The sequence below is a fragment of the Metabacillus rhizolycopersici genome (assembly GCF_020075705.1).
The window spans coordinates 44859-59109 of sequence record NZ_JAIQUM010000005.1; the positions used below are offsets into that span (position 1 = coordinate 44859).

General features: G+C 37.6%; 13 protein-coding genes. 3 read left to right on the forward strand and 10 right to left on the reverse strand.

What is annotated here, in order from left to right; all coding sequences use genetic code 11:
* The first annotated feature begins 31 nt into the window (after nt 1–31).
* The gene (locus tag K9V48_RS03635) at nt 32–1792 is read left to right on the forward strand and encodes an N-acetylmuramoyl-L-alanine amidase family protein (protein WP_224137022.1); all 1761 of its coding nucleotides are present in this window, start codon (nt 32–34) and stop codon (nt 1790–1792) included.
* Nucleotides 1793–2061: 269 nt separating this feature from the next.
* Here the strand turns inward: K9V48_RS03635 and dtd are convergent, their stop codons facing one another.
* The 5 genes from dtd to K9V48_RS03660 all read right to left on the reverse strand — a co-directional run bounded on the left by dtd (nt 2062) and on the right by K9V48_RS03660 (nt 8659).
* Complete coding sequence (dtd, locus tag K9V48_RS03640) at nt 2062–2502, reverse strand: D-aminoacyl-tRNA deacylase (protein ID WP_224137024.1); 441 nt, start codon at nt 2500–2502, stop codon at nt 2062–2064.
* Nucleotides 2503–2517: 15 nt separating this feature from the next.
* The gene (locus tag K9V48_RS03645; RefSeq protein ID WP_224137026.1) at nt 2518–4725 is read right to left on the reverse strand and encodes a RelA/SpoT family protein; all 2208 of its coding nucleotides are present in this window, start codon (nt 4723–4725) and stop codon (nt 2518–2520) included.
* A gap of 556 nt (nt 4726–5281) precedes the next feature.
* Nucleotides 5282–5794: an adenine phosphoribosyltransferase gene (locus K9V48_RS03650; RefSeq protein WP_224137028.1), complete on the reverse strand. Its 513-nt coding sequence runs from the start codon at nt 5792–5794 to the stop codon at nt 5282–5284.
* Nucleotides 5795–5818: 24 nt separating this feature from the next.
* Entirely contained in the window at nt 5819–8167 is a 2349-nt protein-coding gene (recJ, locus tag K9V48_RS03655) for a single-stranded-DNA-specific exonuclease RecJ (protein WP_224137030.1), read from the reverse strand.
* Between the two features lie 198 nt (nt 8168–8365).
* On the reverse strand, nt 8366–8659 hold the full coding sequence (locus K9V48_RS03660) for a post-transcriptional regulator (RefSeq protein ID WP_224137032.1): 294 nt from the start codon (nt 8657–8659) through the stop codon (nt 8366–8368).
* A 201-nt stretch (nt 8660–8860) separates the two neighbouring features.
* Between K9V48_RS03660 and spoVB the strand changes: the two genes are divergently transcribed.
* The gene (gene spoVB / locus K9V48_RS03665) at nt 8861–10432 is read left to right on the forward strand and encodes a stage V sporulation protein B (RefSeq protein WP_224137034.1); all 1572 of its coding nucleotides are present in this window, start codon (nt 8861–8863) and stop codon (nt 10430–10432) included.
* Nucleotides 10433–10560: 128 nt separating this feature from the next.
* Here the strand turns inward: spoVB and K9V48_RS03670 are convergent, their stop codons facing one another.
* Nucleotides 10561–11217: a DUF421 domain-containing protein gene (locus tag K9V48_RS03670; protein WP_224137036.1), complete on the reverse strand. Its 657-nt coding sequence runs from the start codon at nt 11215–11217 to the stop codon at nt 10561–10563.
* A gap of 436 nt (nt 11218–11653) precedes the next feature.
* Between K9V48_RS03670 and K9V48_RS03675 the strand changes: the two genes are divergently transcribed.
* Nucleotides 11654–12037: a TIGR04086 family membrane protein gene (locus tag K9V48_RS03675; RefSeq protein ID WP_224137038.1), complete on the forward strand. Its 384-nt coding sequence runs from the start codon at nt 11654–11656 to the stop codon at nt 12035–12037.
* A 258-nt stretch (nt 12038–12295) separates the two neighbouring features.
* Here K9V48_RS03675 and K9V48_RS03680 read toward each other — a convergent pair whose 3' ends face one another.
* From K9V48_RS03680 to yajC, 4 genes are all read right to left on the reverse strand, one after another.
* Nucleotides 12296–12436 (reverse strand): hypothetical protein, encoded by a 141-nt coding sequence (locus K9V48_RS03680; RefSeq protein WP_224137041.1) that lies wholly within the window; start codon nt 12434–12436, stop codon nt 12296–12298.
* Nucleotides 12437–12465: 29 nt separating this feature from the next.
* Nucleotides 12466–12699 carry an MFS transporter gene (locus tag K9V48_RS03685; protein WP_224137043.1) on the reverse strand — a complete coding sequence of 78 codons (234 nt, stop codon included), beginning with the start codon at nt 12697–12699 and terminating at the stop codon, nt 12466–12468.
* Between the two features lie 202 nt (nt 12700–12901).
* A complete protein-coding gene (locus K9V48_RS03690; RefSeq protein WP_224137045.1) occupies nt 12902–13804 on the reverse strand; it encodes a LysR family transcriptional regulator in 903 nt (300 codons plus the stop codon).
* A gap of 173 nt (nt 13805–13977) precedes the next feature.
* Nucleotides 13978–14238 (reverse strand): preprotein translocase subunit YajC, encoded by a 261-nt coding sequence (gene yajC / locus K9V48_RS03695; RefSeq protein ID WP_224137047.1) that lies wholly within the window; start codon nt 14236–14238, stop codon nt 13978–13980.
* Nucleotides 14239–14251: the final 13 nt, after the last annotated feature.

Here is a 14251-nt window from a genome sequence, read left to right on the forward strand (position 1 = left end):
GCTAAGCAATTTAAAAAAGGAGGATTTTTTGTTGATTCGCAAAGGTTTGACCATATTCATATGTTTCGCGCTTTTCTTCGCTGCTTCGTTTGTATGCGCCATTCCGACATCGAATGCAGCTAACGAACAGATCATCATAAATGTTGATGTTTTAAATGTTCGAAGTGGAGCAGCTTTATCATCTGCTGTTATTGCCAAAGTAAAAAAAGGGCAAGCATATGATGTCGTGGAAAAGAAAAATGATTGGATTAAAATTAAACTATCGAGTAATTCAACTGGATGGGTTGCAGAGTGGCTTGTAACTCAGAGAAAGGGAGCCAATCACACCTCTACCACGCAATCTATTACTAGTGACGGTGGTACCGTTGAATCGGCTGCATCTGGCTTAAGATTTCGCTCCGGACCAGGTACATCGTTTGCTGTTGTCGGTGTCTTTGAAAAGGGCAAAAAGGCTACATATTTAACTAAAAGCGGCGATTGGATCAAAATATCATACTTAGGTAAACAAGGATGGGTATCTGCAAGTTATGTTAAGGGAAACACGAGTAATTCCAACTCGCAGCAATCTGAGGTAGTCACCAATAAAGCGAGTGTAACCGCAACTTCTCTAAATGTAAGAAAAACGCCTACTACAAGTGGAGCACGTGTAGGAAGCTTAAAAAAGAATACGATTGTAGCAGTTAATCAAGTGCAAGGTGACTGGGTGCAAATCGAAACTACAGGCCTAAAAGGCTGGGTACATAATGATTATTTAACATTTACAACCTCTAATCATTCGACTGGAAATAGCCGAGTAGCAAATGCTAGTGGAACTGTCACAGCTACTACATTATCTATTAGGGACAACGGATCTTTAAATGGAAAGATCATTGGATCTATAAGCAAAGGAACAAAGGTTTCAATTGTTGAGGAAAAAAATGATTGGTATAAAATAAGCAATCATTCAAACAAAACTGGCTGGGTAGCTGGTTGGTATATTTCAAAAAGTGATACTAAAAACGCAACAGCGCAAAGCTCAAATAACAATAAGCAAGTCAACATTCTTTATGATGGAACAAACATACGTTCAGGCTCATCCACAAGCCACTCCATTTTAAAAAGAGCCAATGTTGGTGAGACCTATGAAATAATTGATACGATTGGTGACTGGTATAAAATTAAACTTAAAGGCAAGCAAATTGGCTATATTGCTGGTTGGGTTGCAGGAACAAGTGGTGTTTCTTCTCCAGTGACAAAATCCGGATCTGCGCAATATGTAAAAAACAAAACAATTGTCATTGACCCAGGACATGGCGGACAGGATAGCGGGGCAGTTGGTAGCAGAGGCACTTTAGAAAAAAAGCTTACATTGGCAACTTCTAAACTTCTGTACAACAAATTAAAATCAGCCGGTGCAAATGTTTATCTAACCCGTTCTAACGACTCTTACGTTAGCCTAAGCTCAAGAGTTGCCACCTCAAATTATCGTAATGCTCAAGCTTTTATCAGCCTTCATTTTGATAGTATGAGCGATAGAAGTGCATCTGGAACAACGATTTACTACTTCAATTCACAAAAAGATGCCAGGCTGGCGGCAAAACTAAATTCAGAAGTAGTGAAACAAACAAAATTAAGAGACCGAGGTACGAGATACGGAAACTTCCACGTACTTCGTGAAAATCATGCACCCGCTGCTCTTTTAGAATTAGGCTTTTTAAGTAATAGAGCAGAAGAATTAACAGTGCAGACAACAAGCTATCAAGAACGTGCGGCACAAGGAATTTTTAATGGGTTAGCACAATACTTTAAATGAATTAGAAAAGCGGAAGCGCCTTGATTAGCCTAAGGCATGGCATAAGACGCGCATGAATAGAAGGCGTACTTTGCCTTCAATTCATGCGTGGCTTATGACCCCGAGGGGCTAGGCGCTGCAGCTGGACAATTCTCGAAGCCAAAACTTATCAAGTCTAATATTAAAACAAAAGCGGAAGCGCCTTGATCAGCCTCAGGCATGGCATAAGAACAAGTCAGTAAAAAAGCTAGCCTCACCGATAAACATAGGTGAGGCTAGCTTTTCACTATTTATTTACTCTCTAAGATTAACGTTACAGGTCCTACATTTGTAAATCGAACATCCATCATTGCTCCAAACGTTCCTGTTTCAACTTGTAGACCTTTTTCCCTTAATTTCGTATTAAAATACTCATATAAATCATTTGCATAATCTGGTTTTGCCGCATTCATAAAATTTGGACGTCTTCCTTTTCGGCAATCACCGTACAAGGTGAATTGTGAAACGGAGAGAACTTGTCCATTTATATCTAATAAAGAATGATTCATTTTACCTGCATCATCTTCAAAGATTCTTAAATTGGCTACCTTATCTGCAATATATTCAGCATCAGCTTCTGTATCATCATGTGTGATTCCGACTAGGACCATCACACCTTCGTTAATTTCTCCAACGACCTTTTCTTCTACAGTTACTTTGGCTTCTTTAGCCCGTTGAATAACTATCTTCATCGTAAAAACCCTACCTTAATTCATCACTCTTCGAACAGAGTAAATATCTGGAATCTGCTTGATTCGTTCAACCACTTTTTGTAAATGGTTTATATTCGATATTGAAATAGCCATATTAATCGTCGCAACTTTATTACGGTCTGATTTGCCAGAAACAGAGGAAATATTTGTTTTTGTTTCATTTACAACTTGTAAAACTTCATTCAATAAAAGTCGACGATCGTATGCCAAAATTTCAATTTCAACATTGTACTCTTTACGGCTTGTCGAAGGTTGGTTTTCCCATTCAACATCAATTAGACGCTCTTTAGCATCCTCGTTATGAACATTCGTACAATCCTCACGATGGACGGAAACACCGCGTCCTTTCGTAATAAAGCCAACAATATCATCCCCTGGTACAGGATTACAGCATTTAGATAATCGAATGAGTAAATTGTCAATCCCTTTTACTTGAACACCTGCATCACGTTTTCTAGATGATGTGGAAGGGAATTTTTTTGCCTCTGTAAGGACTTCTGCGACATTTTTTTCCTGTTCCTCTTGGTCACGCAGTTTCCGCCACTTTTCGGTTAATCGATTTGCAACTTGTAAAGCGGTAACACCATTATAGCCAACAGCAGCATACATATCCTCTTCATTAGAAAAATTAAATTTTTCCGCTACTCGTTGTAAATTTTCGATTGTCATTATTTCCTTTACATCAAATTCAAGGTTTTTAATTTCCTTTTCAACCATTTCTCTGCCTTTTTCAACGTTTTCCTCGCGTCGTTGCTTTTTAAAGAATTGGCGGATTTTATTTTTAGCCTGTGAAGTTTGAGCAAGCTTTAACCAATCCTGACTCGGGCCATAAGAATGCTTCGATGTTAAGATTTCAATAATGTCTCCCGTTTTTAGCTTATAATCTAATGTTACCATTTTCCCATTTATTTTAGCGCCGATGGTTTTGTTCCCAATCTCTGAATGAATACGGTAAGCAAAATCAATCGGAACGGAACCCGCAGGTAATTCAATGACATCACCTTTAGGTGTGAAAATAAAGACCATGTCTGAAAATAGGTCAATTTTTAACGATTCCATAAATTCTTCCGCATTTGTTACATCATTTTCGAACTCTAATATTTCCCTGAACCAGGAAAGTTTCTTCTCTAATGTTGTCTTTTCTTCAATTTCTTTTCCTTCTTTATATGCCCAGTGAGCCGCAACTCCGTATTCAGCAATCTCATGCATTTCAAACGTACGGATTTGGACCTCAAGTGGATCACCTTTTGGACCGATAACAGTTGTATGAAGCGATTGGTACATATTAGGCTTTGGCATCGCGATATAATCTTTGAAGCGGCCAGGCATCGGCTTCCAACAAGTATGAATGATCCCTAACACTGCATAACAATCTTTTATACTATTGACGACGATTCGGACCGCTAACAGATCATATATTTCATTAAATTGTTTATTTTGCAAGGCCATTTTACGATAAATGCTATAAATATGTTTCGGTCTACCAGAAAACTCTGCTTCAATATTTACCTCATTCACTTGAATGCGGACCTCGTCGATGACTTGATCTAAATATTCCAAACGTTCCTGTCGCTTCTTTTTCATGAGATTAACAATTCTGTAATATTGTTGTGGATTTAAATAGCGTAAAGATGTATCCTCTAACTCCCACTTTATTTTTGAAATCCCCAAACGATGTGCCAAAGGTGCAAAGATTTCCAACGTTTCGTTTGAAATACGTCGTTGTTTTTCCTGCGGTAAATGTTTTAAGGTTCTCATGTTATGAAGGCGGTCAGCAAGCTTAATTAAAATCACACGAATATCTTGCGCCATTGCAACAAACATTTTTCGATGATTTTCTGCTTGCTGTTCTTCTTTCGATTTATATTTAATTTTCCCTAGCTTCGTTACTCCATCAACAAGCATTGCTACTTCGTCATTAAACTTCGAACGCAAATCGTCGAGAGTAACATCGGTATCTTCCACAACATCATGTAAGAATCCGCCCGCTATTGTAGAGGGGTCCATCTCTAATTCTACCAATATTCCCGCAACTTGAATTGGATGGATAATATATGGTTCACCTGATTTTCGGAATTGTTCTCGATGCGCTTCTTCTGCAAAGTTAAAGGCACGTTGAATAAAAGCGGTATCGTCAGCTGACAAATAACGCCGGGCCTTTTCAATCACTTGCTCTGAAGATAATACTTGTTCATTTGCCATGGAATCACCTTTTTATAATGAAAACTTTGATAAGACCTCTGATTTTAAACAATTGTTATAATGCCAAGCAGAGGAACTGTTAATTAGAAAACAAATCATTCGTTTAATAACTCAATTAAATATTTGCTAAAAGTAACTAATAAGTCCGTTAGAATTTATACTATATTGTAACTATTATCAGTAAAAATGGATCAGATGTAAAGAAAAATCCTACTTTTTAGCTAGTCTCGTTACTGATTTCTTTTTATTATTCTATTTTATGAAAGTTTTACTACCTTGACTTGATAAAAATTGAGAATTATCTCAAATTAAAATTGGATATGAAAGTATTTCTAGAAGTGAAGAATCATGTTGAAATTTGTACGTGTTTTGTAGCTACAATGGACGATGAACCCAATGTTAAAGCTTATCCTCCACCTAGCCTCTTTGTAGCCCACGAAATTTAAGTTAATGGGTTTACTGCCTGTTAAGAGTAGGATAAATTGGCGAAGATCTGCCTGGTTTCCTTTATCTAAAAAATTTTTTAAAAAAAGCACCCAATTAGAGTGCTTTTCTTTTAATATTGCATTAATGTCAATACATCGTAGCCATCAAGCAATTTTCGTCCATCTAAATATGATAATTCGATTAAGAAGGCAATCCCCGCAACAACGCCACCTAGTTCCTCAACAAGTTTAATCGTTGCTTCGATTGTGCCTCCAGTTGCAAGCAAATCATCAGTAATTAATACGCGTTGACCTGGTTTAATCGCATCTTTGTGAATTGTTAATACATCTTTCCCATATTCAAGTCCATATTCAACTCGTGCAACCTCACGTGGCAATTTCCCTTCCTTACGAACAGGAGCAAAACCAACTTCAAGCGAGTATGCAACTGGGCAGCCAATGATAAAACCGCGTGCTTCAGGACCAACGACTAGGTCAATTTGTTTTTCACGAGCATAATCGACGATTTGATCTGTCGCATATTTATACGCAGCACCGTTATCCATCAATGTTGTAATATCCTTAAACTGGATTCCTGGTTTTGGATAATCCGGTACGACTGTTATGAATTGTTTTAAATCCATTTTTCTTTTGTCCTCCTTATACATTCACATGCGTATCTGCTGACTAAAATGGTCTTCAAACCACTCTTTAAGCTGCATGTAAGATGTATATAATAACGTTTTTTCTAACTCAATTTGCATTTGTTTTTGCGCATATGTTTTCGATTCGGTTAGGTCTCTTTTTTGCGATGAGAAATTTGTCGAAACAACACCATTTTCTATTGTAACAAATTTCAGCTCAAAAAACACCTGTGACATAAACTCAACTGTTTCTTCTGACCAGCCTTTGTACAAAGCTAATTGTTTCCCTTGTTCTTTTAGTTTAAACGGACCTTTTTTCAGAAGAAAACCGTAATACCATTTAAAGTGCTCTCTCGTCGGAATCGTAGCAAAAAAGTGGTCTGCTTCTTGTAGAAAAATCGGATAAATTCTATCCGGTATTCCATTGCTAAATAATGCATCAATTAGCATAAGTGACGAAGGAATATCAAATAAAACAAGGTTTTTATTTTTTATATTTAGTTCCTGAGCAACTGCTTGCGATTCAATTAAAATTGAATTTTGTTCGAAACCTTTATTTTTTAAGCTTTCAAATAACGATGATCGAAAAGTTATGATCACTGTATCCTTTGTAGAAGTTAACGTTTTTAACAACTTATCAACATTGCGAGTTCCGCGGAAATCAAATAACTGCCAACGATCAACTTTAACGTCCTGTAGCATTAATTGAGGTTTTCTAAAATTATTCCATTCGTTTATAGATAATTCCCCAATTGCCGATAATGTGACAGAGGGAGACAATTCATCATGAATATGACCAAAGCCAAACCCTACACTATCTAATTGATGTTCCTCCTGCTCAAAAACAAGCTTTAAATGATTTTGTTCTGCACCAATTTTGCGAATGTTTGCTAGCGTCACTTCCTCTATCTGCACGATTGGCTTTGGGTTGCCCATTCCAAACGGAGCAAGTCGCTGCATTTCTTCAATTGATTTAACCGTAATATCTTCTAATTTACAGCTTACATCCACTTTCGTAATTGGTGTAAAATCATCTTCAGTTAAAATACTCTTCGCATTTTCAACCAATCGATTTCTTAAAGAATCCACATTTTCGAGCGCAAGAGTCATTCCTGCAGCCATTGGATGCCCACCGAAATGGGGCAAAATATCACGGCAAGTAGAAAGGTTTGCAAATAAATCGAATCCAACTATACTTCTCGCTGATCCTTTTGCAATTCCTTTTTCTTTATCAATACATAGAACAATGGTAGGACGATAGAAACGTTCAACAAGCCGTGAAGCAACGATACCGACAACTCCTGGATTCCAGCCCTCTTTTGCGATAACTATAACGGGATTATCTTCAATTGGGAATCTTGTTTCTACTTCCTCAATTGCTTCCTCAGTCATGGAACTTACAAGCTTTTGTCGTTCTTTATTTAACAAATCGATTTCCTGCGCGATGTCAAATGCTTCCTCAGCATCTTCTGTTAACAGTAGATCTACAGCTGGATCTGCCGACTGCAAACGGCCAACAGCGTTAATTCGAGGTGCTAACGCAAACCCGATCGTATCCTCGTTAATCTCATTGCTATTCACTTTTGCAACATTCAGCAGAGCTTTTAATCCTGTACGATTCGTTGTTTTTAATTGGTCAATACCATTTTTTGCAATCAGTCTGTTTTCACCATGCAAAGCCACAAGATCAGCGATTGTTCCAATTGCAGCAATCTCTAACAAGTCGGATGGCAATTCACCAAGTAATGCATGGCTTAACTTAAATGCAACACCTACACCAGCCAATTCCTTAAATGGATAAGGACATTCCGGTTGCTTTGGATGGATAATGGCGAATGCATCAGGTAAAATAGGTCCTGGTTCATGGTGATCTGTAATAATCAGATCAACACCAAGCTCCTTTGCAACATTTGCTTCATGGACAGCTGCAATTCCTGTATCGACAGTAATAATCAACGAAAATCCATTTTTATAAACTTCTCTAAAGGCTAATTCATTAGGACCGTATCCTTCGGAAAATCGATTCGGTATATAAAAGTCTGCCTGTGCTCCCAGTTTTCGTAAAGTAGTTAACAAAACGGTTGTACTACTGACCCCATCGGCGTCGTAATCTCCATAAATGATTATTTTTTCGTCATTTTCAATCGCTGTTTTTATCCGACGGACAGCCTTGTCCATATCTTTTAAAAGGAAAGGATCGTGAAAGTCCTGCTCCTCAATCTGTAAAAATTCACGTGCTTTTTCAATTGAACGTATCCCACGATTTATGAGTAAAGACGCAACAATTGGCGTAATTGATAAATGATCTATAAATGTTTTAATCAACGAATCATCAGATGACTGAACCATCCAACGAGTTTTTGCCTTTAACATAACTTCACCCCTCAACTAATCCATTATACTCGAGTAGTCGAGGGGATTCAATTTCAGGAATATACCAGTCAAATAGGAGAAGGTTTCCTCTCCCTACTTTGAGCTGAAATTTATAAGAAGATTTATAAAAAATGATTGCTTGTTTCATATCATGTAATCACCTTGAATGACTTTGGAAAAATAAGTGTAAAACCGATGCTACATAAGACCTTTTAAAAGATTCTTCGCTTCATCACTATCATACCAACTCGCTGTTTTATATGATTTCACCGTTGCATAATTCATAAAATCACCAATTTTGAGTGCTAACACATCTTGGACAACTTCATGTACGGAAAGCTCTGAGGTTTTTTTCCACTTCTTATTTTTTAAGAATTCCCATAGATTTTCTGCTGATACTTCTTCATAACCTAATATAGCAAATTCCTCCAACTTGCTTACGATTGCCGGTCTTACCTGATCTTTGAATTCATCTAAAGGCTGCTTGTCCATAGTAATCCACTCCTTCTTAATTGGTTGAAATGTGGTCGTGAAAAGTCATATTTCTTTTAAAGTGGTTCTCTTAATCGATGAAGGATAAAGTAAAGAAAATGCTTTATCCACAAACTATGTAGAACTTGTCATGCTTGGCCTATCGAAGTGCATATAGTAATTGTAAATGATTACACGTTATTTGAGAAGGCAGGGGGAAGAATGTCAAAACAAACGTTTCTAAAAGGAACGCTTATTTTAATTTTAGCAGGGTTTACTACTCGTGTTCTAGGTTTTATTAATCGTATCGTTTTAGCTCGATTAATTGGCACAGAAGGTGTTGGCTTATATATGATGGCTGTCCCTACTCTTGGTTTAGTTATTACAATTACACAGCTAGGTTTGCCAGTTGCCATTTCAAAACTAATTGCAGAAGCAGAGGCCCAGGGTGACCATCGAAAGATTAAAAAAATTCTCGTCGTTTCATTATCTATTACTGGAACTTTAAGCCTCATTTTCACCCCAACCATGATTTTACTAGCGCCGTTTCTAGCTGAAAATGTTTTTACAGATGATCGAACATTACTCCCACTTTTAGCGATTGCACCTGTCGTCCCAATTATCGCAATCTCATCTGTTATCCGGGGTTATTTCCAAGGAAAGCAAAACATGAGGCCTGCTGCGGTGTCTCAAGTATTAGAACAAGTTGTACGAATATCTTTAGTCGCTCTCTTTACACTTGCGTTTTTACCATATGGTATAGAGTATGCTGCCGCTGGTGCGATGATTTCAGCTGTGATTGGCGAGCTGATTTCCCTCATTTATTTAGCAGCAATGTTTAAAGTAAAAAAGAAAATAAAAATACGAAGGAAATTTTTCAAGTCTGTTAAGAATGGGAAAGAAACTTTTAATCAATTAATGAGTATCGCGCTTCCGACGACAGGAAGTCGATTCATCGGATCGCTCTCCTGGTTTTTTGAGCCTATCGTTGTTGCAAATAGTTTAGCGATAGCTGGAGTGGCAACCGCTGTTGCAACAAAACAATATGGTGGACTTACAGGATATGCCATGCCATTATTAATGCTCCCTTCTTTCATCACATTTTCCTTATCTACATCTTTAGTACCCGCCATTAGCGAGGCAATGGCAAAAAAAAAATTAAACCTTGTAGAACATCGGGTTCAGCAAGCGCTGCGCCTCTCACTGGTTAGTGGTGGCTTGGCATGTGTTGTATTATATGTGTTTTCCGAACCATTAATGGTTGTGATGTATGGAAGCAGCCAAGCTGCAATCTTTGTTCAAGTGATGGCTCCCTTCTTTATTTTTCATTATATCCAAGGGCCATTACAAGCTGTTTTACAAGCTTTAGACTTAGCCAAAGCAGCGATGATCAATAGTTTAATAGGGTCTGCTGTAAAAACAGCACTCATTTTCATTTTAGCAACTAGACCTTCTCTCGGTATCATGGGCGCAAGTTTAGCCATCGTGATTGGCATGATGCTTGTCACTTCAATGCATTTTGCCACGGTCATGAAGGCCATCCCATTTACCATCTATGTAAAGGACTATATTAAAAGTGGCTTCATGATGGTTATCACCGGCTTTGCTGGGTATTTCTTTTATGAATATGTTCTAGTTACTAGTCCAAACGTCATTCGATTATTGGCTGCACTTAGTGTGACAACGATTCTGTACTGTTTCCTTCTTTTGTTGTTGAATTTGGTTGAAAGAGATGAAATCAAGCGCATTCCATTTATTGGAGGACATCTTGCGAAATTTATTCCTGTAAAATAATATTCTTTCATTTTAAATTGACTTGTAATGCCCGACAGTTATCCCCCACCTATCTTCTTTGGTGCTTCTTTCATCTTAAGGGTGGGGATAAACAAGAACTAGATATGAATCTTTTACTTCTGTACCAATTATTTTCTTTCATCCTTTAAATCAATAAAAAATATTCCCTTACCAAAGGTACATAAGGAGATTTGTTTAATATCATGATATCCAAGTTTCCGAAGTTGCTGTCTTAGCCATAAATTAGTTTTATGAATGACTTCTAAATTTTCTTCTTGAATACGACCATCAATAATTAGTGGAACTTGAAGCTCTGGCTGCTCTTTTTGATCTTTTTTCTTTTGAATGATTGACAAACTACCTGAAGACTCCAAAATGGCAAACTCGACATCGGCGACACTAGTAATATCTTTTTCACGGAGTTGGACCATTAAATCATCAAAGTTGTAGCGTTGTTTTCTCATCGCGTGCTCATCAACCTTACCACGATTAATGAGAATTGTTGGTTTCCCATCAAGTAATTGACGAATTTTTTGATTTTTCATCGATAGATATGCCAATGTAATTTGAATAACCATAAGGAGGATCATCGGAAAAATGGTATGTAATAATGGGTCATTATGTTCCTCTATAGCTGTTACAGCCATTTCAGCAATCATTAGGGAAACGACTAAATCAAAAATACTTAATTCGCCAATTTCTCTCTTCCCCATCAGTCGAAAGATTAACACGATTAGGAAGTAAAGTACGATCGTTCGAGCCGCCATAGTTAGATATAATCCCATTTAATGGTCTCCCTTCCAGACTACAGTTACTTATCATTAGTTTAGGCATTTGCCCCGCTTTTATGTAAGTAATAATCAGAACAAAAGCGCAAGCGCCTTGATCAGCCCTCAGGCATAGACCCAAGAGGGCCGGACGCTTGCGCTGGATGTCGTGCGCTTATCCACAAGTACAAGAATTTTATAATTTCCTAAACGACAAATAAAAGAAGGTAGTGCTTTCATCACAAATTCTTACAGGTATATGCATAAGTTCCGCTATTTAACATTATCATCACAATATCCATGTCAATCTTAGTGGAAAATCCAACAACAAGAGGGCTACTACCTGCTAATCTGCGAAATATATTTTCATTCTATTTTTTTCTTCTATGAATATCTTGTAATTAGACGAGCAGCAACAAGCTGAACTTGTATCGAATGAAAGGGGGTAATCTAAGTGGAATCGAAAAAATGGGGAAAAGCCATCCTTTTTGGACTTATCACTATTTTTGTCATCGCATTAGCTACAAGCTTAGTATTTACTTTGCTGTTAAAATTAACAAGTATAACAGAATCATCCATTACCTGGTTACTATTCGGCATATCAGTATTAGCAATGTTAATTGGAGGTTTTGTAGCAGGGGGAAACGGAAAGGAAAAAGGCTGGTTAGTTGGTGGTATGACAGCACTAATCTATACCTTGATTATTTTTCTATTTCAATTTTTAGGCCACGGTAAAATTTTTTCAATGGAACAAACATTGTATCACGCTGGCTTTTTACTTGTCGCAATGGTCGGTGGAGTATTTGGAGTTAATGCAGCAGCATCGAGGAATAAATAAAGTGAAACTTCCAACTTTTATGTTTTCGGCTGCTCGTTATTATGGCGCGTAGACAATGAATAGATTAAAGAGCTTGGATTAGATCATTTCCACCAAGCTCTCTAACATTTTCTAACGTTTTTATTAAATTTGAATTTCCATCCACTCTTCAGAAAAGCGCAAGCGCCTTGATCAGCCTCAGGCATAGCATAAGGCGCTGGAAAATTCTCGAAGTTCAAACTTACAAATTCTTGTTATTAGAAATAAACCCCAATATGACTAGAGTGCTTTTTTACCAAATCCTTGTTCAAATTCCTTTTCTCCATTATGAGAAACATCTAATTGATCATAACTACCGTATTTTTCTTGAACAAATAAAAGTCCAATTGCCCCAAGAATACTTGGTATGGCAAACGCCATAAATGAGCTTTGTGGCGCTATGTTAGTTGCTAAAGCAGCCCAATAAAAATTGGAGCAAGAATTGAACCAATCCGCCTAATTCCGACGGTTACCTCAACACCTGTTGACCGTATCTCTTTCGGATAAAACTCAGATATATATGGATTCGTCAGGTTTTGTGTTCCAACTGCGCACGCGCCACCAATGGCAATTAGTACATACAGTAGCAATAAGTTGGACGTCATGCTAAGTACTATAAAACAAATCGCACCGAGTAAAAACATCGAAACTAGTACTCTTCTATAGGGATTACTTGTCCCTGTTATAGTGGAATACAGTGTGACTATAAGTGGTATGGCTTTCTCAATCTCATCATGTAGAATATGCTTGCATCATAGCATGAGGGATCTCATATGGCGTAACTGATAAAATCGATAGTCAGATATAGCTAAAAGCTATATCATGTTGCGGCATAATAATTAATAATTAATAATTAATAATTTGCTTTAATTCCTCCAAATAAATTTTGGCCATTCTACTCAACCTTGTTTTTTTATGGACAATCCAGCCTACAGAAATGGTTTCGTCTTCATCAAGCGGCACGGAGACAATGTCAGATCCGTTTAGATCAGTACTTAATATACCGGTTGAAATCGTATAACCATTTAAACCAATTAACAGGTTGAACAAAGTAGCCCGGTCACTAACATGAATGCTCTTTTTATGGGGGATCGTACTGAACATTTCTTCTGAGTAATAAAAGGAATTATATTCACCTTGCTCAAAGGAAAGACGTGGGTACTCTTCTAAATCTACGAGCGTCACAACAGATTTAGTCGCGAGTGGATTTTGAGCACTAACAAAAATATGCGGCTTTGCTTCAAAAAGCGGATGGAATTCCAAGCCCTCTTCCCTCATCATTTGCATCATGACTTTTTCATTAAACGAGCTGAGGTATAAAATCCCGATTTCACTACGCAAATTTTTCACATCTTCGATAATTTCATAGGTTTTCGTTTCACGAAGAGTGAATTGATATTCAAGTGCACCATGCTTTTTAATCATTTCCACAAATGCATTAACCACGAATGCGTAATGCTGTGTCGAAACCGAGAACAGTTGCTGGGAAGGTGCAGCGTTAAAATAGCGGCGCTCCAACAACTCCGCCTGCTCCACCACCTGCCTGGCATATCCAAGAAATTCAGCCCCGTCCGTTGATAGTGTAATGCCTCTAGAGGTACGGAGAAAAATATCAATACCCAGTTCTTTCTCTAATTCTTTCACCGCTTTTGATAAGCTAGGCTGCGACATATATAGACGCCGTGCCGCCTCATTAATCGAGCCACAAAGAACGATTTCTATTACATATTTCAGCTGTTGCAAGGTCACTTTTTCATTCCTCCTTTCTGAAACATAGTTGGTGTAATTTTTTTTATTAACAAAGGTTAATTAAAGTCAAATCAATAAAACGCCCCAAAATTGAAGGTGAAATACACCTTCTATTTTGGAGCGTCTTATTTGCCTAAAGCTATTCAAATCTCTTGCACAATTGTATGTATTTATCAGTCTTTAACGACTTCACGAATAGAGCGACGATCAAACGTCATACGAGTACCGTCACCAACCTTAACGACAATCTTGTCTTCGTCGATAGAATCTAAAATACCGTGTAGTCCACCGATAGTTACAATTTTGCTGCCTTTTTCTAAGCTGTTTTGCATTTCACGTACCGCTTTTTGTTGCTTTTGTTGCGGGCGAATTAGCAAGAAGTAAAAAATTGCAAACATAAGCACTAACGGTAAAACAGTTGTTAACATATCCATTTATTTCCCCTCC

Excerpts from the sequence above, each read along its gene's own strand:
- dtd (WP_224137024.1), bottom strand. The coding sequence starts at position 2,502 with ATGAAGATAGTTATTCAACGGGCTAAAGAAGCCAAAGTAACTGTAGAA.
- K9V48_RS03645 (WP_224137026.1), bottom strand. The coding sequence starts at position 4,725 with ATGGCAAATGAACAAGTATTATCTTCAGAGCAAGTGATTGAAAAGGCC.
- K9V48_RS03650 (WP_224137028.1), bottom strand. The coding sequence starts at position 5,794 with ATGGATTTAAAACAATTCATAACAGTCGTACCGGATTATCCAAAACCA.
- recJ (WP_224137030.1), bottom strand. The coding sequence starts at position 8,167 with ATGTTAAAGGCAAAAACTCGTTGGATGGTTCAGTCATCTGATGATTCG.
- K9V48_RS03660 (WP_224137032.1), bottom strand. The coding sequence starts at position 8,659 with ATGGACAAGCAGCCTTTAGATGAATTCAAAGATCAGGTAAGACCGGCA.
- spoVB (WP_224137034.1), top strand. The coding sequence starts at position 8,861 with ATGTCAAAACAAACGTTTCTAAAAGGAACGCTTATTTTAATTTTAGCA.
- K9V48_RS03670 (WP_224137036.1), bottom strand. The coding sequence starts at position 11,217 with ATGGGATTATATCTAACTATGGCGGCTCGAACGATCGTACTTTACTTC.
- K9V48_RS03680 (WP_224137041.1), bottom strand. The coding sequence starts at position 12,436 with ATGGCGTTTGCCATACCAAGTATTCTTGGGGCAATTGGACTTTTATTT.
- K9V48_RS03685 (WP_224137043.1), bottom strand. The coding sequence starts at position 12,699 with ATGTTTTTACTCGGTGCGATTTGTTTTATAGTACTTAGCATGACGTCC.
- yajC (WP_224137047.1), bottom strand. The coding sequence starts at position 14,238 with ATGGATATGTTAACAACTGTTTTACCGTTAGTGCTTATGTTTGCAATT.